General features: G+C 71.6%; 19 protein-coding genes. 8 read left to right on the top strand and 11 right to left on the bottom strand.

The features are described from left to right. Window positions 1-60: 60 nt before the first annotated feature. Window positions 61-3,561, bottom strand: a complete 3,501-nt coding sequence (locus AB1K54_RS00895) for a DNA-directed RNA polymerase subunit beta (protein ID WP_371200808.1) — start codon at window positions 3,559-3,561, stop codon at window positions 61-63. Between the two features lie 321 nt (window positions 3,562-3,882). Here AB1K54_RS00895 and AB1K54_RS00890 point away from each other — a divergent pair, with 321 nt between their 5' ends. Next, complete coding sequence (locus AB1K54_RS00890) at window positions 3,883-6,501, top strand: DUF4062 domain-containing protein (protein WP_371200807.1); 2,619 nt, start codon at window positions 3,883-3,885, stop codon at window positions 6,499-6,501. Window positions 6,502-6,599: 98 nt separating this feature from the next. Here AB1K54_RS00890 and AB1K54_RS00885 read toward each other — a convergent pair whose 3' ends face one another. Beyond that, window positions 6,600-8,237, bottom strand: a complete 1,638-nt coding sequence (locus AB1K54_RS00885; RefSeq protein ID WP_371200806.1) for a 5-oxoprolinase/urea amidolyase family protein — start codon at window positions 8,235-8,237, stop codon at window positions 6,600-6,602. Further along, window positions 8,234-8,989 carry a 5-oxoprolinase subunit PxpA gene (locus AB1K54_RS00880; RefSeq protein ID WP_371200805.1) on the bottom strand — a complete coding sequence of 252 codons (756 nt, stop codon included), beginning with the start codon at window positions 8,987-8,989 and terminating at the stop codon, window positions 8,234-8,236. The genes AB1K54_RS00885 and AB1K54_RS00880 overlap by 4 nt, the downstream gene beginning before the upstream one ends. Before the next feature lie 152 nt (window positions 8,990-9,141). On the opposite strand from AB1K54_RS00880, the gene AB1K54_RS00875 reads away from it, so the two are divergent. The 3 genes from AB1K54_RS00875 (at window position 9,142) to AB1K54_RS00865 (ending at window position 11,272) form a co-directional block, all read left to right on the top strand. Further along, window positions 9,142-10,005, top strand: coding sequence for a spermidine synthase (locus tag AB1K54_RS00875; RefSeq protein ID WP_371200804.1), 864 nt, complete (start codon window positions 9,142-9,144; stop codon window positions 10,003-10,005). A 170-nt stretch (window positions 10,006-10,175) separates the two neighbouring features. Next, window positions 10,176-10,703, top strand: a complete 528-nt coding sequence (locus AB1K54_RS00870; protein ID WP_371200803.1) for a hypothetical protein — start codon at window positions 10,176-10,178, stop codon at window positions 10,701-10,703. 80 nt (window positions 10,704-10,783) lie between these two features. After that, window positions 10,784-11,272, top strand: a complete 489-nt coding sequence (locus tag AB1K54_RS00865) for a SprT-like domain-containing protein (RefSeq protein ID WP_371200802.1) — start codon at window positions 10,784-10,786, stop codon at window positions 11,270-11,272. A 16-nt stretch (window positions 11,273-11,288) separates the two neighbouring features. On the opposite strand, the gene AB1K54_RS00860 is transcribed toward AB1K54_RS00865, so the two are convergent. The 4 genes from AB1K54_RS00860 to AB1K54_RS00845 form a co-directional block, all read right to left on the bottom strand. Then, window positions 11,289-12,590: a DUF6596 domain-containing protein gene (locus AB1K54_RS00860; protein ID WP_371200801.1), complete on the bottom strand. Its 1,302-nt coding sequence runs from the start codon at window positions 12,588-12,590 to the stop codon at window positions 11,289-11,291. Then, window positions 12,587-12,982, bottom strand: a complete 396-nt coding sequence (locus tag AB1K54_RS00855) for a YciI family protein (RefSeq protein WP_371200800.1) — start codon at window positions 12,980-12,982, stop codon at window positions 12,587-12,589. Before AB1K54_RS00855 ends, AB1K54_RS00860 begins: the two co-directional genes overlap by 4 nt. A gap of 108 nt (window positions 12,983-13,090) precedes the next feature. Beyond that, the gene (locus AB1K54_RS00850; RefSeq protein ID WP_371200799.1) at window positions 13,091-13,738 is read right to left on the bottom strand and encodes a 2-phosphosulfolactate phosphatase; all 648 of its coding nucleotides are present in this window, start codon (window positions 13,736-13,738) and stop codon (window positions 13,091-13,093) included. A gap of 9 nt (window positions 13,739-13,747) precedes the next feature. Beyond that, a complete protein-coding gene (locus AB1K54_RS00845) occupies window positions 13,748-14,482 on the bottom strand; it encodes a DUF1345 domain-containing protein (protein ID WP_371200798.1) in 735 nt (244 codons plus the stop codon). A 68-nt stretch (window positions 14,483-14,550) separates the two neighbouring features. Here AB1K54_RS00845 and AB1K54_RS00840 point away from each other — a divergent pair, with 68 nt between their 5' ends. Next, entirely contained in the window at window positions 14,551-15,096 is a 546-nt protein-coding gene (locus AB1K54_RS00840) for a hypothetical protein (protein ID WP_371200797.1), read from the top strand. Beyond that, a complete protein-coding gene (locus tag AB1K54_RS00835) occupies window positions 15,089-15,619 on the top strand; it encodes an N-acetyltransferase family protein (RefSeq protein ID WP_371200796.1) in 531 nt (176 codons plus the stop codon). The genes AB1K54_RS00840 and AB1K54_RS00835 overlap by 8 nt, the downstream gene beginning before the upstream one ends. A 114-nt stretch (window positions 15,620-15,733) precedes the next feature. Here AB1K54_RS00835 and AB1K54_RS00830 read toward each other — a convergent pair whose 3' ends face one another. The 4 genes from AB1K54_RS00830 to AB1K54_RS00815 form a co-directional block, all read right to left on the bottom strand. Further along, window positions 15,734-17,173 (bottom strand): FtsX-like permease family protein, encoded by a 1,440-nt coding sequence (locus tag AB1K54_RS00830; protein WP_371201152.1) that lies wholly within the window; start codon window positions 17,171-17,173, stop codon window positions 15,734-15,736. Between the two features lie 26 nt (window positions 17,174-17,199). Further along, complete coding sequence (locus AB1K54_RS00825) at window positions 17,200-18,078, bottom strand: ABC transporter ATP-binding protein (RefSeq protein WP_371200795.1); 879 nt, start codon at window positions 18,076-18,078, stop codon at window positions 17,200-17,202. 196 nt (window positions 18,079-18,274) lie between these two features. Beyond that, complete coding sequence (locus AB1K54_RS00820) at window positions 18,275-18,934, bottom strand: response regulator (protein ID WP_371200794.1); 660 nt, start codon at window positions 18,932-18,934, stop codon at window positions 18,275-18,277. A 118-nt stretch (window positions 18,935-19,052) separates the two neighbouring features. Next, complete coding sequence (locus tag AB1K54_RS00815; protein ID WP_371200793.1) at window positions 19,053-20,207, bottom strand: sensor histidine kinase; 1,155 nt, start codon at window positions 20,205-20,207, stop codon at window positions 19,053-19,055. 244 nt (window positions 20,208-20,451) lie between these two features. Here AB1K54_RS00815 and AB1K54_RS00810 point away from each other — a divergent pair, with 244 nt between their 5' ends. Beyond that, window positions 20,452-21,300 carry a nitrilase-related carbon-nitrogen hydrolase gene (locus AB1K54_RS00810; protein WP_371200792.1) on the top strand — a complete coding sequence of 283 codons (849 nt, stop codon included), beginning with the start codon at window positions 20,452-20,454 and terminating at the stop codon, window positions 21,298-21,300. Between the two features lie 52 nt (window positions 21,301-21,352). Further along, the gene (hydA, locus tag AB1K54_RS00805) at window positions 21,353-22,795 is read left to right on the top strand and encodes a dihydropyrimidinase (RefSeq protein WP_371200791.1); all 1,443 of its coding nucleotides are present in this window, start codon (window positions 21,353-21,355) and stop codon (window positions 22,793-22,795) included.

Here is a 22,795-nt window from a genome sequence, read left to right as displayed (position 1 = left end):
CGAAATCGGGGGGTTCGAGGGCGATTCCGGATGCCTCGGCCGAGGCATCCGGAACCTGCACTAGATCTCGTCGATCGACGAGGACTCGAACCGGGTGGAGATGTTGATGCCGAGCTCCTCCGCCGCGCGGAAGGCGTCGTCATCCGTGTCGCGGAGGTTCACCGCGGTGCCGTCGGCCGAGAGCACCTCGACGTTCAGGCAGAGCGACTGCATCTCCTTCATGAGCACCTTGAACGACTCGGGGATGCCGGGCTCCTGGATGTTCTCGCCCTTGACGATCGCCTCGTACACCTTGACGCGGCCGAGGATGTCGTCGGACTTGATCGTGAGGAGCTCCTGCAGCGCGTACGCCGCGCCGTAGGCCTCGAGGGCCCACACCTCCATCTCGCCGAAGCGCTGGCCGCCGAACTGCGCCTTTCCACCGAGCGGCTGCTGGGTGATCATCGAGTACGGACCGGTGGAGCGCGCGTGGATCTTGTCGTCCACGAGGTGGTGCAGCTTCAGGATGTACATGTAGCCGACCGAGATGGGCGCCGGGAACGGCTCGCCGGAGCGGCCGTCGAACAGCGTCGTCTTGCCGCTGGAGCCGATCAGGCGCTCGCCGTCGCGCGTGGGGTTCGTCGAGTCGAGCAGACCCGCGATCTCCTCCTCGAACGCGCCGTCGAACACCGGGGTGGCGACCTTCGTGCCGGGGGCGGCCTCACGGGCGCCCTCGGGAAGGCGCACGGCCCACTCGGGGTTGCCCTCGACCTTCCAGCCCTGCTTCGCGATCCACCCGAGGTGGGTCTCGAGCACCTGGCCGAAGTTCATGCGACCAGGGATGCCGAGCGGGTTGAGGATCACGTCGACCGGCGTGCCATCAGCGAGGAACGGCATGTCCTCGACGGGGAGGATCTTCGCGATGACGCCCTTGTTGCCGTGGCGGCCGGCAAGCTTGTCGCCCTCGGTGATCTTGCGCTTCTGGGCGATGTAGACCACGACACGGCGGTTGACGCCCGAGCCGAGCTCGTCGTCGCCGTCCTCGGCGTTGAACTCCTTGACAGCGATGATCGTGCCCTGCTCGCCGTGCGGCACCTTCAGCGACGTGTCGCGCACCTCGCGGCTCTTCTCGTTGAAGATCGCGCGCAGCAGTCGCTCCTCGGCCGACAGCTCCGTCTCGCCCTTGGGCGTGACCTTGCCGACCAGGATGTCGCCGGGCTGCACCTCGGCGCCGATGCGGATGATGCCGCGCTCGTCGAGGTCCTTCAGCAGGTCGGGGCTGACGTTCGGCAGATCCCGCGTGATCTCTTCCTTGCCGAGCTTCGTGTCGCGGGCGTCGACCTCGTACTCCTCGATGTGGATCGAGGAGAGGGTGTCGTCCTTCACGAGGTTCTGGCTGAGGATGATCGCGTCCTCGAAGTTGTGACCCTCCCACGTCATGAACGCCACGAGCAGGTTCTTGCCCAGCGCCAGCTCGCCGTTCTCGGTCGCGGGGCCGTCGGCGATGACCTCGCCGGCCTCGACGCGGTCGCCCGCCGACACGATGACGCGCTGGTTGTACGACGTGCCCTGGTTCGAGCGGTCGAACTTGCGCAGGTAGTACTCCTGGGTGCCGCCCTCGTCGAGCTGCACGGTGACCACGTCGGCCGAGACCTCCACGACCACGCCGGCCTTGTCGGCGGTGACCACGTCACCGGCGTCGATGGCTGCGAAGCCCTCCATGCCGGTGCCGACCACGGGCGACTCCGAGCGCAGGAGCGGCACGGCCTGACGCTGCATGTTCGCACCCATGAGGGCGCGGTTCGCGTCGTCGTGCTCGAGGAACGGAATGAGCGAGGTCGCGACCGACACCATCTGGCGGGGCGAGACGTCCATGTAGCCGATCTCGTCGGCGTGGAACAGGTCCACCTCGCCGCCCTGGCCGCGACGGGCCAGCACGCGGTCGCTCGCGAACGAGCCGTCGGCGGTCAGCTCGACACCGGCCTGGGCGACGATGTAGTCGCTCTCTTCGGATGCCGTCAGGTAGTCGATCCGGTCGGTGACCTTGCCCTCGACCACGCGGCGGTACGGCGTCTCGATGAAGCCGAACGCGTTGATGCGGGCGAACGACGCGAGCGAGCCGATCAGGCCGATGTTCGGGCCTTCCGGCGTCTCGATCGGGCACATGCGACCGTAGTGCGACGGGTGGACGTCACGGACCTCGACGCCGGCGCGCTCACGGGAGAGGCCGCCGGGGCCGAGCGCCGACAGCCGGCGCTTGTGGGTCAGGCCCGCGAGCGGGTTGTTCTGGTCCATGAACTGCGACAGCTGCGAGGTTCCGAAGAACTCCTTGATCGCCGCGACGACGGGACGCACGTTGATCAGGGTCTGGGGCGTGATCGCCTCGATGTCCTGCGTGGTCATGCGCTCGCGCACGACCCGCTCCATGCGCGACAGTCCCGTGCGGACCTGGTTCTGGATCAGCTCGCCGACCGCGCGGATGCGACGGTTGCCGAAGTTGTCGATGTCGTCGATGTCGAGACGGATCTCGGCGGCCTGCCCGTTGCGGTGGCCGTCGAAGGTCGTGTCGCCGCGGTGCAGGCGCACGAGGTACTTGATCGTGGCGACGATGTCGTCGACGGTCAGCACCGAGGCGGTCTGGTCGGGGGTGAGCCCGAGCTTCTGGTTGATCTTGTAGCGACCCACCTTGGCCAGGTCGTAGCGCTTCGGGTTGAAGTAGAAGTTGTCCAGCAGCGCGCGCGCGGCCTCGGCGGCCACCTGCTCGCCCGGACGGAGCTTGCGGTAGATGTCGCGGAGGGCGTCCTCCTTGGTGAGGATCGTGTCCTTCGAGAGGGTCTCTTCGATCGACTCGAAGCCGGCGAACTCCTCGAGGATCTGCTCGCTCGAAAGACCCAGCGCCTTGAGGAACACCGTGACCGACTGCTTGCGCTTGCGATCGATGCGCACGCCGACCTGGTCGCGCTTGTCGATCTCGAACTCGAGCCACGCACCGCGCGAGGGGATGACGCGCGCCGACACGATGTCCTTGTCGGAGGTCTTGTCGGGCGTCTTGTCGAAGTAGACGCCGGGCGAGCGGACGAGCTGCGACACCACGACACGCTCGGTGCCGTTGATGATGAACGTGCCCTTGTCGGTCTGGAGCGGGAAGTCGCCCATGAAGACCGTCTGGGTCTTGATCTCACCGGTCTGGTGGTTCATGAACTCGGCCTCGACGTACAGAGGCGCCGCGTACGTCTTGCCGCGCTCCTTGCACTCCTCGATCGAGTACTTCTCGGGCTCGAGGTACGGGTTCGTGAACGAGAGCTGCATCGTCTCGCTCAGGTCTTCGATCGGCGAGATCTCTTCGAAGATCTCCTCGAGACCGCTGGTCGAGGGCACGTCCGTGCGGCCTTCGGCTTCGGCCTCGGCGACGCGCGCCTTCCACGCCTCGTTGCCCACGAGCCAGTCGAAAGACTCGGTCTGCAGGGCCAGGAGGTCGGGGACGGTCAGCGTGTCGGAGATCTTGGCGAACGAGAGGCGGGATGCTCCGCGTCCGTTCTTGAGAGTGGTGGTGGGGTTGGATGCGTTGCGCGCAGCAGCCAAGGGGATTACCTCCGTGGGCCCGGGCGAGGGCTCGTTACCTTGTCGTCAGTTATCGTGCTCTTGTTCCCCGATTGCCTGCGCGACGCACTCCACAAGAGAAAATATGATCGCGTGGGGCGCACAGGCACAGCCGACCACCATATGAGGGCAGGGAGAATCCAAGAGCGCAACTACCCACTATACGTGGGAATCGGTGTCGTGTCTACTTGGATTCTTGAAAACTTCCGAATGCTGCGGTATAAGACCGTCGGGCGACGAATCCTGAGTGTGTTCATCCGCTGAGCACTTCCCCGTCCGGCGTGGACGCGCTACTGTTCCGCCATGACTGGGGTTGAACACCCCGTGATCCATACGCCCGACCAGCGGATCCGGGTGTTCGTGAGCTCGACTCTGCGCGAGCTCGCGCAAGAGCGGCTCGCCGTGCGCGGCGCCGTCGAACGGCTGCGGCTCGCGCCGGTCATGTTCGAGCTGGGCGCCCGGCCGCACCCGCCGCGAGACCTGTACCGGTCGTATCTGGAGCAGAGCGACGTGTTCGTCGGCATCTATGCCGCCAGCTACGGCTGGACCGCGCCGGGCGAGGACGTGTCGGGTCTTCAGGACGAATACGACCTCGCGCCGCGAGAGATGCCGAAGCTCATCTACATCAAGGACGTGCCGGAGCGCGAAGAGAAGCTGGAACGGCTGATCGCGCGCATCCAGGCCGACGACACCGCCGCTTATCTGCACTTCTCCACGGCCGAAGAGCTCGGCGAGCGGGTCGCCGCCGACCTCGCCACGCTGCTGGCCGAGCGCTTCGATCAGTCCAAAGAGGATGCCGCGGCCCCGCCGGGCGTGCCGGGCCTGGCCGCTCGGGTTCCGGCGCCGTACACCGAGACGATCGGGCGCGAGGGCGAGCTCGCCGAGATCCGCGCGCTCCTGGCGGGCGGCCTGCACCGCGTCGTGAGCCTCATCGGGCCGGGCGGCATCGGCAAGAGCCGCCTCGCCATCGAGGCCGCGCACGCCAACGCCGACCTCTTCCCCGACGGGATCTTCTTCGTGCCGCTGGAGGGGGTGCTCGAGCCGGGACTGCTGCTGCCGACGATCGCGTACGTGCTCGGCATCCGCGACACCGGCGCCGACGCCCTCGAAGCGCTCATCGCCCAGGCGCTCGGCGACCGGCATGTGCTCATCGTGCTCGACAACTTCGAGCAGATCATCGACGAGGCGCCCATCCTGGTGCGGCTGTACACGCTGGCACCGGAGGCGTGCTTCCTGGTGACGAGCCGGATGGTGCTGCGGATCCGCGGCGAGCGCGTGTTCGAGGTGGAGACGCTCGGCACGCCATCGCCCGACATGCCGGCATCGCTCACCCAGGCGCTCGCCTCCCCCGCATGCCGCCTGTTCGCCGAGCGCGCCGCGGCCGTCAAACCCGGGTTCGAGCTGACAGCCGACAACGCGGCCGACGTGATCGAGGTCTGCCGGCGGCTCGACGGCCTCCCGCTGGCGATCGAGCTCGCCGCCGCGAAGGTGCGGATGCTGCCTCCCGCCGACATCGCGGCGCGGCTGGGGCGCGCCCTGCCGCTGCTGTCGGCGACCGTGCGCGATCTTCCCGATCGGCACCGCACGATGCGCGCGACGATCGACTGGAGCGTGGGCCTGCTGCCGGACTCCCACCGCGCGATGCTCGAAGACCTCGGCGTCTTCGCCGCGCGATTCACCCTCGAGGCCGTCGAGGCCGTGGGGGCGGTGCGGCCCTGGGGCGACGACGCGATCGAGACGCTCGCGGCGCTCATCGACGCGAGCCTGGTCCAGCAGAGCGACTCGGGCGGGCGATCGGTCTTCTCGCTCCTGGCGATCGTGCGCGAGTACGGGATGGAGGCGCTCGAGCGCCGCGGCGAGGCCGACGCGATGAGGATCGCGCACGCCGAGCACTACCTCGCCCTCGTGCACCGGATCTCGCCCCACCTGCGCGGCTCGGGCCAGATCGACGCGGTCGCCGAGCTCGGGCTCGAAGTGCCCAATCTGCGTGCCGCCGCCCGGCATCTCGTGCAGACCCACCGGCTCGACGACGCGGGCGACTTCGCCTGGAGCCTGCTGGCGTACTGGTGGATCTCGGGCTACTTCGCCGACGTGCGCCTGTGGATGCTGGAACTGCTGGCCGCAGAGCGTCCGATCACCGCCCGCACGCGCGCGATCGCCTCCTTCTTCACGCTGTGGGCCGAGCTGTGGCAACGTCCCAGCGAGCAGGTCGTGTCGGGACTGGGCGAATGCGTGCGACTGTTCACCGAGTCGCAAGACGCCCACGCGGCCGCGATGGCGCTCACCGCCCGCGCGTCGACCCGGCTGCAGTTTCCCGATCTGGACCCGGCGATCGCCCGCGCGGAGCTCGAGGACGCCGTCGGACGCCTGGAGGCCCTGGGCGACCGCTGGGCGCAGTCTCTCGGCGAGGTGGCCCTCGGCCAGCTCGAGGTGGTGTGCGGCGACCTGCCCACGGCGCTCGCGCACTTCGACCGCGCCGTCGAGATCGCCGAGCAGGCCGATGACGCGTTCACGCGCGTGGTCGCCGGCAACAACCGCGCGCGCCTCCGGTTTCTGCTGGGGGCCGGCGAAGACACCGAAGAGGAGTTCCTCCACACGCTCCGGCTGTCGATCCGGCTGCACTTCGTGGACGGCGCCACGTACGGCATCGAGGGCATGTGCGCGATCTGCGCCCTCCGCGGCGACGCGTGGCGGGCCGGCGCGCTGGCGGCGGCCGCGACGACGATCCGCAAGACCACGGGCATCTACGACATCGCGGGGCTCGCCGTGCATCTCGGTCCGCTCGAGGCCGTGCGCGCGACGGACCCCGAGCAAGTCGAGGCGGGCGAGCGCGCGGGCGCCGAGATGGGCCTGGCCGAGGCGATCGAGCTCGCCCTGCCGGACGCGGACGCCGAACTGCGCCGGGCTGCGCTGGTGTGGTGAGGGCTGGGGTGTGCCGATGACCCGATTCCTCGCCTTCGCGTCCGATTCTGGTCGCTGGGGGCAGCCCTTGCGACCGGAATCACGACGCGGGTAGGTGCTCAGCCAGAAACGCGGGCGTGCCGGAACCTCAGCCTGGTGCCCGGCCGGGCCTGCGCGAGCAGGTCGAGCGAGGCATCCGTCACCACCGCGATCACGGGGTACCCGCCGGTCACCGGACCGTCGGCGAGCAGGATCGTCGGCCGCCCGCTCGGCGGCACCTGCAGTGCCCCGGGCACCATGCCCTCGCTCGGCAGCTCGCCCCCGCGCGCGCGTTCGAGCACGGGGCCGTCCAGGCGGATGCCGACGCGGTCGGCGTCGGCGGTCACCGTCCAGACCGAATCGAACAGCGTGGCGCGGGCGGCGTCGGTGAACCAGTCCGCGCGGGGCCCCGGCGCCAGCTCGACCTCGAACTCGTCGTCGTGCGGCACCCCCCACGGGCTGGGCGGCACGACCGGGACAGCGTCTGCCGCTCCGGCGCCGACGGTGAGGCACTCCCCCGCGCGGAGCGCCTCGGGACCGAGCCCGGCGAGACGGTCGGTCGAGCGCGAGCCGAGCACGAGCGGCGCCTCGACGCCGCCGCGCACCGCCAGATACGCGCGCGCGCCGTGCGCGAACCAGTCCAGCTGCAACTCATCGCCCGCGTACCACGCGTGCGCCTCATAGGGGTCGATCGCGCGGCCGGCGAGCCGCAGCGGCCCCCACGCGCCGGCGACGGCGAACCACAGGTCGCACTCGGCGACAGCGCGAAACCCGCCCATCGTCACCTCGATGCCCGCCGCGTCGCGTGCGTTGCCGACGAGCCGGTTCGCGATGCCGAGCGCCGTGCGGTCCAGGGCTCCGGACCGAGACACGCCGACGGATGCCGCGCCCTCACGGCCGCGGTCCTGCACCGTCGCGAGCAGGCCCGGTGCGACGATCCTGATGCCCCGGGTGCTGCCGGAGCCCGGAGTGTTGCCGAAACCTGGGGAGCTGCCGAAGCTCGGGGTGCTGCCGAAGCTCGGGGATACGCCCGAGGGACGAACCGTGCCCGAACGCCCGGATCCCGGCCGATCCCCGACACCCGGCGACGCGCGCACCGCCCGAAACCGCACCGACATGCCCGGTACGAGGAGCGCGGGGGAGTCGGCATCCGGATCCCACAGCGCAGCGCCGGTCGTGCCGATCAGCCGCCACCCGCCCGGCGTCTCGCGCGGGTACGCGCCCGAGAACGCGCCGGCGAGCCCGACCGAACCGGCCGGCACGCGCGTGCGCGGCGACTCCAGGCGCGGCACGTCGAAGGGCCAGTCCGGGCTCACGAGGTATCCGAAGCCGGGCGCGAAGCCCGTGAAGGCGACGGTCCACTGCGCACTGGTGTGCCGGTGGACGAGCGCTTCGGGCGAGATCCCGAGCAGGGCCGCGGCGCCTGCGAGGTCGGCGCCGTCGTACACGACGTCGAGGTCGACGACGTCTCGCGGCGCGGGTGCGGCGGGGGCGGCATCCGCCCGGTCGCCGCGCACCCAGGAGCGCGCCGAGGCCAGCGACAGCACTGCCGGGTCGACCCGCACGAGCACCGTGCGCGCGGCAGGCACGAGGTCGATCACGCCCTCGGGGCGGGATGCCTCGAGCCGGCGCGCGAGCGCGAGCACCTCTTCGAGCGCGCCGACCTCGACCAGGACCGCCCGGTCGCCCATCGGCAGGATCCGCGGGGCGGCGGTCACCACGGGGCACGCACCACGATGTCGTTCGCGTCGAGTGCGGCGCGCACCGCCCGGGCCATCGCGACCGCCGCCGGCGAGTCGCCATGCACGCACAGCGACGCGGCCGCGACGGGCACGACGCTGCCGTCGTGCGCCATCACCACCCGCGCCCGCGCGAGCATGACCGCGCGCTGCGCGACCTTCGCCGGATCGTCCAGCAGCGCCCCCGGCTCGGTGCGCGGCACGAGCGTGCCGTCGGCGCGGTACCCGCGATCGAGGAACGCCTCCTGCACGAACGGCAGCCCGTGCTCGTCGGCCGCGTCGCGGATCGCGCCGCCGAGGCCGAGCACCGGCACGGGCCTTCCCACGGCGCCCGCGAACGTCGCGACCGCCGCGGCGACGGCATCCGCCTGCCGACGGTCGGCGACGATGCGGTTGTAGAGCGCGCCGTGGGGCTTGACGTACCGGATGTCGGCTCCGGCCGCGCGCAGCGCGTCGAGCTGAGCGGTCACGAGGCTCCGCAGCTCCAGCGGGTCGAGGTCGAAGGCGACGCGGCCGAAGTTCGCGCGATCGGGGTAGGACGGATGCGCCCCCACGGCCGCGCCGAGCCGCGCGGCGCGCTCGATCGAGGCGCGCATGGACGCGGCATCCCCCGCGTGCCCGCCGCAGGCGATGGACGCGCTCGACACGACGGCGAACATCGCCTCGTCGTCGGCCGTGGGCACTCCGTCGACGGTCTCGCCGAGATCCGCGTTGAGGTCGATCGACACCATGCCCCCAAGGTAGCCCCGCGGCAGCATCCGCACCCCCCGCGCACAACGCAGGAAGTCGAGCGGGCGTCGGGCCGACTCGCCCGTCATCTCGCGCTTCGACCGCGCGCAGGACTCCCGGTTCCTGCGTTGTGCCCGCACGGTACCGTTGACACATGGCGCGTGCGCATGTCGAGGAACCCCCGCCGCAGGCGCGCCTGTCGGACGGCACGATCGCGCGGGTGCTGCCCTCGGCCTTCGCGAGCGGCTGGGAGCTCGAAGTCGACGGCACCCCGCAGTCGCACGTCGACCTCGACGATCCGACCCACCTGCATTTCGAGTACGTCGCGCGCATGGGCGCGGTGATCGACCAGCTGCGGATGCCCCGCCAGCCGCTGACCGCGGTGCACCTGGGCGCCGGCGCCCTTTCGATACCGCGGTACGTCGACGCGACGCGTCCGGGCTCGCGCCAGCAGGTCATCGAGCTCGAGCCGGCCCTGGTCGACCTCGTGCGCGTGCACCTGCCGTTCCCGCGCGGATCGTCGATCCGGGTGCGCATCGGCGACGCGCGCGAAGGGCTCGGGAGACTTCCGGCGGGACTCGTCGGCAACGTGGACCTGCTCGTGTCGGACGTGTACTCCGGCGCGCAGACCCCCGCACACCTGACCACGGTCGAGTTCTACACCGCCGCCGCACGCCTGCTCGCCCCCGACGGCGTGCTGCTCGTGAACGTCGCCGACGGGGCCGGTCTCGCGTTCGCCCGGCGCCAGGTCGCGACCGTCCGCGCCGTGTTCGCACACGTGCTCGTGCTCGCCGACGTGCAGATCCTCAAGGGCCGCCGGTTCGGCAACCTCGTCATCGCCGCCTCGGCCGCACCCCTCCCGAGCGAATGGCTCCCCCGGCTCATGGCCGCAGGGCCCCACCCGGCCAAGGTCGCGCAGGGCGCCGAGCTGGACGAGTTCGCGCGCGGGGCCCGGGTCGCCACCGACGCCGACGCGACGCCGTCGCCCAGGCCTTCGGCATCCGTATTCGAACGCTGACGCCGCCGCGGGCCCGCCCTTCGCGGCGACTGGCCGCAAAGTGCGCGGCAGCACCGGGACGAAGGGAACGAAACGGACGGAGGATGCCGCGGCACGGCGTGCCCGATGCGAGACAGGGCGAACGTCGGGGCACACTGTAATGCGACGACGGCACACGAAGGGAGTCGACGGTGAGCTTCATCCACGGGTACGACCCCGACACGCTGCGCGAGAAGACCGACGCCCGGCAGTGCAAGGAGCGCCTGGAAGAGATCGGCGAGCAGCGCAGTCTGCCGTCGCTGCTCGAGCGCGTGTGGCTGCTGAAGGTGCTCGACCGGCTCGACGACGCGCTCGTCGTCTCGGAGCAGTCGGTGCGGGTCGCCCGCATGGCCGGCACCCGGAAGGACCTGCTGCGGGCGCGCATCCTGCACGCGAGCGTGCAGCAGTTCCGCGGCGCGTACGCGGCGGCCGAGCAGGAGCTCACCATGTGCGCAGAAGAGGCCGAAGGCCAGGGCTGGTCGGCGATCGCCGCCTTCGCGCTGCAGCACCGCGGCAAGGTGCACTACGACGCCGAGGACTTCGACTCGGCGCGCAGCGACTTCAAGCGCGCGCTCTTCCTGCGGCAGGAGTCCGGCGCGCCCGACGAGCAGCTCGAATCGACCCTCCTCGCCATCGAAGCCGCCGACCGGCGCCGCGCGGCCTCCGCGCTCGCCGGCTGAGGCGTCCGCAGCCGTGAAACAGCTCGCCGTGCCGCCTGCCGATCCGCGCAGTGTCGTAGGTACGTTCTAATCTCACGTCTATGTCGGAACTGAACCGTGTGCGCGTGTGGGCCGAGGCGTTGATCGCCCAGCACCTCGACCCGTCCTGGAGCTTCGCGTTCGACAACGCCAAGAGACGCGCGGGGCTGTGCGACTACACGCGCAAGCGCATCAGCGTGTCGCGCTATCTCGCCGCGCGGTACGACGACGACGACAATCACCAGACGCTCCTGCACGAGGTCGCCCACGCCCTGGCCGGGCCGAGCGCCGGTCACGGCGCGGCGTGGAAGCGCATCGCGCGCGACCTCGGCTACGTCGGCGGCACCACGCACCGCGGCGAGACCGCGATCGAGCTGGCCCCCTGGGTGGGCGTATGCCCGTCCGGGCATGTGGCCCACCGCCATCGCCGGCCGACGCGGGCGACCTCGTGCGCGCAGTGCGCCCCGCGCTACGACGAACGGTATGCCTTCACGTGGACCAGGCGCGAGATCACCCCGGCCGCGCGGCTTGCGGCGCTGACGCCGCGGTAGGCGTTCCCGACGGGCGCTACGCCTGCGACGCGCCGGCCCGCCGCAGGCAGAACCGCCGCACCGACTCCGTCGGAACGACCGCGGCGAGCGCCGCGTAGCGCTCGGCCGCCGCCGCCCGACGGCCGTCGCGCCACGCCAGATCTGCGAGCGCGAGGCGCGCATCCGTCGCGGCGTAGGGCGCGGCGCTCTCGGCGCATTCGCCGAGAGCGCGCTCGATCGCCCGCAGCCGTGCGGTGCGCTCACCGGAAGGCTGCTCGAGCAGCGTGCGATGCAGATCGGCCGAAAGACGCGCGACCACCACCGAGGGCGCGCCCCACACACGCTCGAGCTCGGCGTAGAAGGACACCACACGCTCCCAGTCCGTTTCGGCGAAGCTCGGCGCCGACGTGTGGAGCCCCGCGATCGCCGCCTCCAGGACGAACCGCCCCTCTCCGCGCCGCGCTGCGGCCGCTGCATCGTCGAGCCCCGCCTCGATGAGCGGCCGATCCCATCGGGAGCGGTCGACCTCGTCGAGGGGCACCGCCGCCCCTGCGGCATCCAGCCGCCCCGGCCGACGTGCGAGGCCCAGCCGGATCACGGCGCGCAACCCGCGCACCTCGGAGTCGTCGGGATACTCGGCCACGAGCGCGTCGGCGATCGACAGCGACTGGCGACCGAGGTCGTCGATCGGGTCCTGCGGGTCGAGGACGTCGCGGTGGGCGACCGTGAACATGCCCGCGACGCTCGCGAGCACGACCGGCAGGCGCACCCGGCGCTCCGGCGCCTCGGGCACGTGGAAGCGGCCGCGCGCCTCGGCGAGCGCGTGCTTGGCCCGGGTGAGGCGGGCGGCTGCGGCAGAGGGCTGGATGCCGAGGTGGGCGGCGATCCTCGGGGTGCTCAGGCCGCACACCACGCGGAGTCCCAGCACGAGCCGGGCCTGCTCGGTGAGCGCGGGATCGCAGGCCACGAACAACAACGCGAGCCGATCGTCGAGCGCCCCGCCGAGGCCCGCGCGGTCATCGTCGTCGGCGGGCGGCGCGACATCCGTCTCCCCCGCCCGTCCGCCCGACTCGGCCGCGACGCGCTGAACGTGACGGCGCTCGACGGCGGCGTGGCGGCCGTCGTCGACCCACGTCCGCTTGCCGACCGCGATGCACCACGCGGCGAGCGACCCGAGCGGACCGCCGCCCGAGCCCGCCTGCTCCACGGCCCGCGCGACCGCTTCGGCGGCGACTTCCTCGGCGGCCTCCAGGCTGCCCGTATACGCCGCGAGTGCGCGCACGATGCGCGGCCACGCGTCGACGAAGTCGTCGCCGAGAGCGGCGAGCGGATCGGTCACGAGATCGGGAAGACCTTGCGCCATTCGATGTGACCGCCGGTCGGGACCAGCGCCGCGATACGGCGCGCGGTCGGTTCGTCGGCCACCTCGACCATGTAGAAGCCGGAGACGACCTCGGTCGTGTCGGGGTACGGCCCGTCGGAGTAGACCGCGTCGCGTTCGACACGGTCGCCCGAGCCCGGGGTGACGCGTCCGCCGTGGCGGGCGTTCTGCAGCGCGGCGGCGCTCACGATCCGCGCGCCGAGGTCGGCGAGGGCCTGCTGGAACGCCTTGTGCTCGGGGAAGTTCATCTCGGGCTCGCCGCCCGGCACGGCCGTGCGCGGAGGGGCGTTCAGGTACGCGTCGGAGTCCCAGTCCGGCTCGTGGATCAGGTAGACGTAGGTGTCGCTCATGATGCCTCCCATTCGGGCGCTCGGCGTTGCCGGGCGGTGACGACCATCGTCACACCATGGTGACGAGTTCACCGCTGCGAATTCGACACCGTGTGCCGATCCGGTCCGTCACTCCTGACGCGGCACCGGCCTGAGAACGCCGTCGACGAGCACGACTGCGACAGGGTCCGCGTCGATCGCGGCCGCGGCGAGCACGTCGTCGCGAAGCCCTGCCTCGATGAGCTCCTGGCCTGAGCCGCTCGCGGTCAGCAGGTGCCGCACAGCTCCGCGCAGACCTCGGAACGCCTCACACGCGACCGCTGCCTCGGGCGAGGAGTGGTCGATGCCGAGGGCTGCGAGCGCATCGACGATCGCACCGGCGCCGAGGTGGTCCTCGACCGCCAAGCGCAGCGGAGCACCCGGTTCGCGGGAGTCGAGCTCGCCCGCGGCGATCACCGCGATCGAGGTGCGTGCCCCGCGTCGGCGCTGTTCGTCGAGCACGGCCGCCGCGACGGCGGACGCGTTGCGGAGGCATCCGAGCATCACGACCGCGCCCGGCTCGCAGGCAGCCGCCGCGATCGCCGCGCCGTTGATCGACACGGCGTGCGCCGACGCGTCGAGCGGCACCGTCTCGCCGCCCGCGACCCGCCGCGACACGGTCGACGAGAAGCGCAGCACGTCGACGACGATCACGACATCGGCTTGCGCGACCCGCCCGAGCCCGTCGATGCCCCAGTCGAGACGCACCTGGTAGCGGGACTGGTCGTGGCGAGGCATCCGTTCAGCCTATGTCGACGCACCCAGGAACAGCACGGTGATGAGCATCGCGATGATGACGGTGGCGAACGCGAACGACACGAGGGTGTGCCCGGTCACGACGCTGCGGGCCGCGGTGCTGGCGAGCGAGACGTCCGACGTCGAGAACGTCGTCTGCACCTGCACCGACAGGTACACATAGTCCGTGAAGACGCGGGGATTGCCGTCGGGGTACTGCAGGCAGTGCGCGGCGGCGTCCAGCCGCGCGTAGTGCACGGCGTAGGCGACGATCGTCACACCCCACGACGCGGCGACGACGAGGATGCTGAGCCACACCGTCACCGGCCGGTCGAGCAGCCCCGGCCAGATCGTGAACACCAGCACCGCGGCGATCGCGATGACCGACCACTGCACGGCGATCGTCGGGCCCGTGCCGGACAGGCTCGCCTCGACCGCGCCGAACCGGCCGCGCGGAGTCGAGGCCGCGATCCAGCGCGCGAGCGTCGGTCCGTCGGCGCGCCCGAAGAGGACCACCGTGTGCACGAGGTACACCAGCGACGACCCGGCCGAGAACGACAGCAGTCCGACGACGATCAGCGTCGAGTCCGCGGTGCCCCCGGTGAGCACGATGATGCCGAGCACGACGGCCGCGATCACGACCCCGGCGGCGCACGCGAGCGCGAGGCGGCGGAAGTCGGACGCGAGGAGCGGCACGGACGGCTCGGACGCCGCCCCGGCCGCGGGGCCGGACACGGACTCGGACACGGGACGAGAGTATCCGCGCCGGGAGCCCGGCGGCAGTGCGGCGACGGCCCGGAGTGGCACACTGGACCATGCGCGTTCTGCAGAAGCTCGTGATCGACATCGACTCGGACGCCGCCTGGCGCGCTCTGCACTCGCCCCGGGCCGTCACCGAGCTGTACGCGCCGCTCATGATGCTGGAGCCCCTCGACCGCGAGGGCCTTCCCACGAGCTGGCAGCCCGGCGGCGAGGTCGCCGTGCAGCTGAGCCTGGCCGGAATCGTGCCGATGGGCCGACAGCTCATCCACGTGAGCGATCGCATCGTCGCAGACCCGGCGGCCGGGTCGGGCGGCGGCGACGTGCGGATCTTCCGCGACAGCGGCATCCCCCTGTCCGGTCCGCTGGCCGGGCTCGACGTGTGGGACCACCAGATCGCCGTCTCGCCCGCGCCCGGCGACCCGTCTCGCACGCTGTGGCGCGACCGCCTGGTGATCGGCGGCGCGACCGCGCCGCTGGTGTGGCCGGTGCTGTGGGGCATGTGGCAGTGGCGCGCGACGCGCCTGCGCGCGATCGCCCCGACCTGGGCGCACGACCCCGAACTGCAGACGGGTGGTCGAGAGGGGCACGCGGATGCCTGAACCCACGACCACCGCGAAGACCACCGTCCGCCCGGCCGTCGCGACCGATTCCGGCGACGTCGCCCGCGTACAGGTGCAGGGCTGGCACGAGGCGTACACCGGCCGGATGCCGCAGGCGATCCTCGACGGGCTCGACGTGGAGAGTTCGGAGCCCGGCTGGCGCCGCACGATCGAGGACGGCCCGAGCCGGTACGACACCCACCTGTGGGTCGCCCAGCACGACGGTGTCGTCGTCGGCTTCGTGTGCGCGGGCCCCGGCCGCGACGACGACGGCGTGCCGGGGCGGCGCGAGGTGTACGCCATCTACGTGCTCGCCGAGCACTACGGCTCCGGCGCCGGTCAGGCGCTGCTCGACGCGGCGATCGGCGACGACGCGGCATCGCTCTGGGTGCTCGAGGACAACCCCCGCGCCCGCGCGTTCTATGCGCGCAACCGGCTCGTCCCCGACGGCGCCGTCAAAGACGACGACCGCTGGGGCGAGCCGATCCGCGAAGTGCGGCTGGTGCGCGGCGCGGCCGGCTGAGTCGCAGAACGGGGGCCCCGCGCCCACCCCCGACGCCGCTGACGCGTCGTCTGGAGCCCCCGGGCGGGGCCCAGCCCCGCCCGAAGCCGGGGGCGGGGCATCCGTGGCCTGCGTCTACTCGGCGAGCGCCTCGACCGGGGCGACCCGCGTCGCCAGGCGCGTCGGGGCGACCGCCGCGACCAGCGTGAGGATCGCAGCGGCGACGACGATCGCCACCACCGGCCACACGGGCACGGCCGGCAGCACCAGGTTGCCGCCACCCGCGGCATCCGGGTCGAGCGGGATCGAGCCGAGCAGCGACTGCGCACCCGCCCACCCATAGGCGATGCCGAGCACGAGCCCGGTCGTGACCGCGGCGACCGTGATGTGCGCCGCCTCGAACAGCACGACCCGGCGCACCTGGCCGTTCGCGAGGCCGAGCGCCCGCAGGAGGCCCAGCTCGCGCCGCCGCTGCACGACCCCGAGCGTCAGCAGGTTCACCAGCCCCACGGCCGCGATCACCGCTGAGACTGCGACGAGGGCCATCATGATGGCGCTGAACGAGTCGATGATCGTCGCGAACTCGGGCGGCAGGGCTCCCCCGGAGGCCGCCGCGAGCACCGCCTTCGCCGTCTCGAGGGCGACCGCGAACATCGTCACGAGGGTCACCCCCATGACCACGCCGATCGCCATGCGGCTCGACCGCTCGGGGTAGCGCAGCGCGTTCTCGGCCGCGAGCCGCGCGACCGCCGAGCGCCCGAACGCACGGCCGACCAGTCGCAGCACCGGCGGCATCACGAGGGTCGCGCCGAGCGCGAGACCGGTGAACGACAGGATGCCCCCGAAGAAGGCGACCACCACCCCGAGCGGGGACAAGAGCCCCCCGACGATGCCGGCGGCCAGCAGCGCCGCTCCGGCGATGAAGAGCGCGAGAGCGGCGACGTTGCGTCCGCTGCGCTTGGCGACGACTTCGTGGGATGCCTCGACCGACCCGCCGAGCGCCTGCAGCGGCGTCACCGCGAGCACGCGCCGCGACCCGGCGAACGCCGCCGCCCAAGTCGTGAGCGCGACGATCGCGGTCGGCACCAGAAGCAGCGGCTGCGCGACCGCGTACTCGACGCCGTGCAGGTCGAGCACCGCGCTCAGCACGGCGATGCCGCCCGCCGAGAGCGCCGTGCCCGAAGCGAGGCCGAGGAGCGCGCCGATGAACCCGACGGCGAGGCCCTGCCGGGTGACCTCGGATCGCTGCGAGCGCGCCGAGGCGCCGATCAGCCGCATCAGGGCGATCCGCCGCGTGCGCCCGGCCACGACGGTCGAGAAGGTGTTCGCGGTGACGATCGCCGCGACGTAGACGGCGACGCCCACCAGCAGCACGACGAGAATCCCCGAGACGAACGCGAGGGTGCCGCTCTCGCCGATGACCGGGTCGGCGCGCAACATCGCGTCGATGAATCCCGTCGCCGAGATGAGCACCACGCCGAAGGCGGTCGAGATGGCCGCGACGAGCACGCTCGCGCCCATGCCCCGCTCACGAAGCCACGCCGCCTTTGCGACGGATGCCGCGGGCCGAGGCATCCGCTCCGCCGTCGCCGTGGCCGTGGTCACGACCGCACCTCCGCCGCGCCCTGCGCCAGACGAGGAGAAGTCGCCGGACGAGGGCCGGCACCGCCCGAATCACCCTCGTTTCGCGACATGTCCTCGCCTCGCGAATCACGTGGGATGGCGCCGAGCTCGGCCGCGAGCATGTAGGCCGAGATCTCCTCCGCGGTCTGCCGCGGCTTGTCGGCGACGACCCGCCCGTCGCCGAGGAACAGCACCCGGTCGGCGTGCGACGCGGCGATCGGGTCGTGGGTCACCATCGCGATGGACTGGCCGTGATCGCGGGATGCCGCCGACAGCAGCGCGAGCACCTCGCGGCCCGACCGCGAGTCGAGGTTGCCGGTCGGCTCGTCGGCGAAGACCAGGTCGGGCGCGGTGGCGAGCGCGCGTGCGATCGCGACACGCTGCTGCTGCCCTCCGGACAGCTCGTGCGGGCGGTGGTGCAGCCGCGCCTGGAGTCCCAGCGTCTCGACGAGCCGGTCGATGCGCGCGCGCTCGAGCGGCGACGGCCGGCGCCCGTCGAGGTCGAACGGCAGAAGGATGTTGCCGAGCGCGTCGAGCGTCGGCACGAGGTTGAAGGCCTGGAACACGAACCCGATGCGCCGGCGGCGCAGGATCGTCAGCTCGAGGTCCGAGAGCCCCGTGATGTCGGTGTCGCCGATCCACGCGCGGCCCGAGGTCGGGGCATCCAGCCCCGCCATGATGTGCATGAGCGTGGACTTGCCCGAGCCCGACGGGCCCATGATCGCGGTGAACTCCCCCCGCCGGATGCCGACGCTCACCGCGTCGAGCGCCCGCACCGCGCCCTCGCCCGTTCCGTAGGTCTTCGTGAGCTGCTGCACGCGGGCGGCCAGGCCCAGTTCAGTCGATGTCAGTTCCATGCCCACAACGCTACGGACGGCCCTGACCGCGCCGCGTCGGCCTATCGGGGCATCCGCGTACATCTCGAGGATGATCCCGCGTGCCGGCCGGTCGCCGCGCCTGCCTGCAGAACTCCTCCAGATCGGAACAGCCGGGCGCGACACGCCGGTGCAGGTGGCGGGACGCCGCGAACCGAAGGAGTTCTGCTGAGCCCCGCTACGCGAGGCCGTGCTCGAACGCGAACACCACCAGCTGCACCCGGTCGCGCAGGCCCAGCTTCGTGAGGATGCGGCTGATGTGGGTCTTCACCGTCGCCTCGGACAGGAACTCCCGCGCCGCGATCTCGGCGTTCGACAGGCCACGCGCGGCGAGGGCGAAGATCTCGCGCTCCCGCTCGGTGAGCGCGCCGTACGCGGGCGGCACGGGCCGGGGCGCGGCCTGCGTGAACTGCTCGAACAGCTCGCGGGTGGCGGATGCGGCGATCACGGCCGATCCCGAATGCACGGTGCGGATCGCCGCCAGCAGGAACTCGGGATCGGCGTCCTTCAGCAAGAACCCGCTCGCGCCCTGCCGGATCGCCCGCGCGGCGGCCTCGTCGAGGTCGAACGTCGTGAGCATCACGATGCGCGGCGCCGCACCGGGGGCGACCGGGTCGCTCAGCAGCTCGGCGGTCGCGGCGAGCCCGTCCATGACCGGCATGCGAATGTCCATCAGCACCACGTCGGGCCTGCTCGCGCGCACGACGGCGAGCGCCTCGCGCCCGTCGGCCGCCTCGCCCACCACCTCGAGGTCGGGCTGCGAGTCGACGAGCATGCGGATGCCCGCGCGGAACAGCGCCTGGTCGTCGACCAGCACCACCCGGATCGGCGAGGTCATGCCGCTCCCCCAGCCCGTACACGACGCCGGGGATCATGCGCGACGCGCGGCAGCTGCCCGCCCGCGGCCGGCGTGTCGGGCGAAATCCGCGACGCCGTGCCCGCCCCGCGGCGCCCGCTCACGCCGACGCCCCGATCGGGAGAGTCGCGCGCACGACGAACTCGGCGCCCTCGGCACCGGCGTCCAGGCGCCCGCCTGCGAGCTGCGCGCGCTCGCGCATGCCGATCAGGCCGTGCGCGCCCGCCGCTGCGGGGGCCGGGGCATCCGCTCTCATGCCGTTTCGGACCACGAGCTCGACACGATCCGGATGCCACGCCAGGCGCACCGCGACGGCGCCGCCTTCGCCGTGGCGCAGGGCGTTGGTGAGCGCCTCCTGCAGGATGCGGTACACGGCCAGCTGCACGCCTGCGGGCGACTCGCCGGGCGGCGCGGGGTCGACGTCGACGCGCAGCGCGAGGCCAGCGGCGCGCACCTGGGCGTAGAGGGCCTCGAGGTCGGCGAGGGTCGGCTGGGGCCCGTCGGACTGCGAGTGCCGCAGCTGAGTCAGCAGCAGCCGCACATCGGCGAGCGCCAAGCGCGCAGTCGTCGAGATCGTCGCCAGCGCGGCGGGCGCGGCAGTCGGATCGGCCGCCGCGGCGTAGCGTGCGCCGTCGGCCTGCGCGATCACCACCGCGAGCGAGTGCGCCACGACATCGTGCATGTCGCGCGCGATGCGCACGCGCTCCTCGACGGCGACCGCCTCGGCCTCGGCGCGGATCTGCGCGCTCCGGTTCTCACGCGCCCGGATCGCGGTGCGCACGAGCGCCCCCGTCGTCCACGACAGCAGCAGCGCGAACAGCGCCGCGAACAGCACCACGATCACGAAGGGCACGGCCTGCCACCCCGTCCCCGCTGCGAACCACCCGCTCGCGGACAGGTACACCGTGATCGTCACCGCCCCGACGCACGCCGAGGCCAGCCCCAGACGGAACACCAGCTGCGTGCCGTACGCGGCCGTCGTGTAGAGCACCGCGAAGATCGCCATGTTCGCCGAGATCGGCCCGAGCCCGACCGCCATCTGCAGCACCGCGCCGATCCACGCGATCCCGAGCGCCCGCCCGGGTGAGAGTCGGCGCAACGCCAGCGCCACCGCCATGATCACCGAGACCGCGAGCTCGTTGAGGTCGTGGACCGGCCACCCGCCCGGCGCGAGCAGCCCCGCGCTGGCCAGCAGGAACAGCGCCGCCACCGACACGTCGACGACGATCTGGTAGGTCTTCAGCGCTCGGAACACGCGTTTCACGCTACGTGAGACCGGATGCCGGCGGCATCCGTCCCGCGATGTATCCGGTTTCTGCGACCGTGCAGACCTGTGAACACCCCTTGTCCCGCGCCCGTCGGGGCTTTACTGTGCCGACACGGGCCGAAACCGCAGGGAAACCTGAACGCTGGATCATCGGGAGGGCGACGGCGCCACACCCGAGAGGCGCCCCGTCGGCGGCGGCACGTTGCTGTTCTCGAAAACGGACGGAGACACGATGACGACGATACGAGCGGCGATCAGCCAGACCGGCTGGACGGGCGACAAGGAGTCCATGCTCGACAAGCACGAAGGCTTCGCAAGGGATGCCGCAGCCCAGGGCGCACAGGTGGTGTGCTTCCAGGAGCTGTTCTACGGCCCCTACTTCGGCATCACGCAAGACAAGAAGTACTACCGCTTCGCCGAGGCCGCCGACGGACCGATCGTGCAGCGCTTCGCCGCGGTCGCCAAGGAGCTCGGCACGGTCATGGTGCTGCCGATCTACGAAGAGGCAGAGACCGGCGTCTACTACAACACCGCGGTGCTCGTCGATGCGGACGGCACCATCCTCGGCAAGTACCGCAAGCACCATCTGCCGCACCTGGACCGGTTCTGGGAGAAGTTCTACTTCCGTCCCGGCAACCTCGGCTACCCCGTGTTCGAGACGGCCGTCGGCCGCGTCGGCATGTACATCTGCTACGACCGGCACTTCCCCGAGGGATGGCGCGAGCTGGGCCTTGCCGACGCGCACCTCGTGTTCAACCCGAACGCGACCAAACCCGGCCTGTCGAACCGGCTGTGGGAGGTCGAGGGGCCTGCCGCAGCCGTGGCGAACGGCTACTTCGTGCTGCAGCCCAACCGCGTCGGCCGCGAGGACAACGAGTACGGCGACCTCGCCGTCGACTTCTACGGCACGAGCCAGGTCATCGACCCGCGCGGCAACTTCGTCGGCGAGCGCGGCTCGGGCGAGCACGAGGAGCTGCTCGTGCGCGACCTCGACCTCGACATGGTGCGCGAGATGCGCGACGACTGGCAGTTCTATCGCGACCGCCGGCCCGACTCCTACACGAAGATCGCGAAGGCGTGATCTCGATACACCGCCTGCGGCGGCACTCGATCACCGGAAGACAGGAACTCGCATGACAACGACACTCATCACGGGCGGCACCGTCGTCTCGGCCACCGGACGCGCCGAAGCGGACGTGCTCATCGACGGCGAGACCATCGCCGCTGTGCTGGCGCCCGGCTCGCTGCTGCTGGGCACGGATGTCGCGGCATCCGTCGACAACGTCGTCGACGCGACCGGCAAGTACGTGATCCCCGGCGGCATCGACGCGCACACGCACATGCAGCTGCCGTTCGGCGGCACCGAGGCATCCGACACGTTCGAGACCGGAACGCGCGCGGCCGCGTGGGGCGGCACGACCTCGATCGTCGACTTCGCCGTGCAGACCTACGGGCAGCGCGTGCAGGACGGGCTCGCAGCCTGGCACGAGAAGGCGGCGGGCAACTGCGCGATCGACTACGGGTTCCATCAGATCATCGGCGACGTGAACGAGGCCTCCCTCGAGGCGATGCGCACGCTCCCCGACGAGGGCATCTCGAGCTTCAAGCTCTTCATGGCCTACCCGGGCGTGTTCTACTCCGACGACGCGCAGATCCTGAAGGCCATGCAGGTCAGCCGGGACACGGGCATGCTCACGATGATGCACGCCGAGAACGGCCCCGCGATCGACGTGCTCGCCGCGCAGCTTTTCGAACAGGGCAAGACCGACCCGTACTACCACGGCATCGCGCGGGCGTGGGAGATGGAGGAGGAGGCGACGCACCGGGCGATCATGCTCGCCAAGCTCACCGGCGCCCCGCTGTACGTCGTGCACGTGTCGGCCAAGCAGGCCGTCGAGCAGCTCGCGTGGGCGCGCGACAAGGGCCAGAACGTGTACGGCGAGACCTGCCCGCAGTACCTCTACCTGTCGCTCGAGGAGCAGCTCGGAGCATCCAGCGAGCAGTGGGGGCGCTTCGAGGGCGCCAAGTGGGTGTGCTCGACACCGCTGCGCTCCCGTGAGGATCGGCACCAGGACGCCATGTGGCAGGCGCTGCGCACCAACGATCTGCAGATGGTCTCGACCGACCACTGTCCCTTCTGCATGAAGGACCAGAAGGAGCTCGGCCTCGGCGACTTCCGCAAGATCCCCAACGGCATCGGCTCGGTCGAGCACCGCATGGACCTCATGTACCAGGGGGTCGTATCGGGCGAGATCACCCTCGAGCGCTGGGTCGAGCTCACGAGCACGACCCCCGCGCGCATGTTCGGGCTGTACGGGCGCAAGGGCGTGATCCAGCCCGGCGCCGACGGCGACATCGTCGTGTACGACCCGAACGGGCACACCTCGATCGGGTACGGCGAGGGCAGGACCCACCACATGAACATGGACCACTCCGCGTGGGAGGGCTTCGAGGTCGACGGACACGTCGACACCGTCATCTCCCGCGGCAAGGTCATCGTCGACGGCGGCCAGTACCTCGGCTCCAAGGGCGACGGGCGCTTCCTCAAGCGCGGCCTGTCGCAGTACCTGGTGTGA

The organism is Microbacterium sp. BWT-B31 (assembly GCF_041379855.1).
Classification (GTDB): Bacteria; Actinomycetota; Actinomycetes; order Actinomycetales; family Microbacteriaceae; genus Microbacterium.
This window is presented reverse-complemented; position numbering and strand designations above follow the sequence as displayed.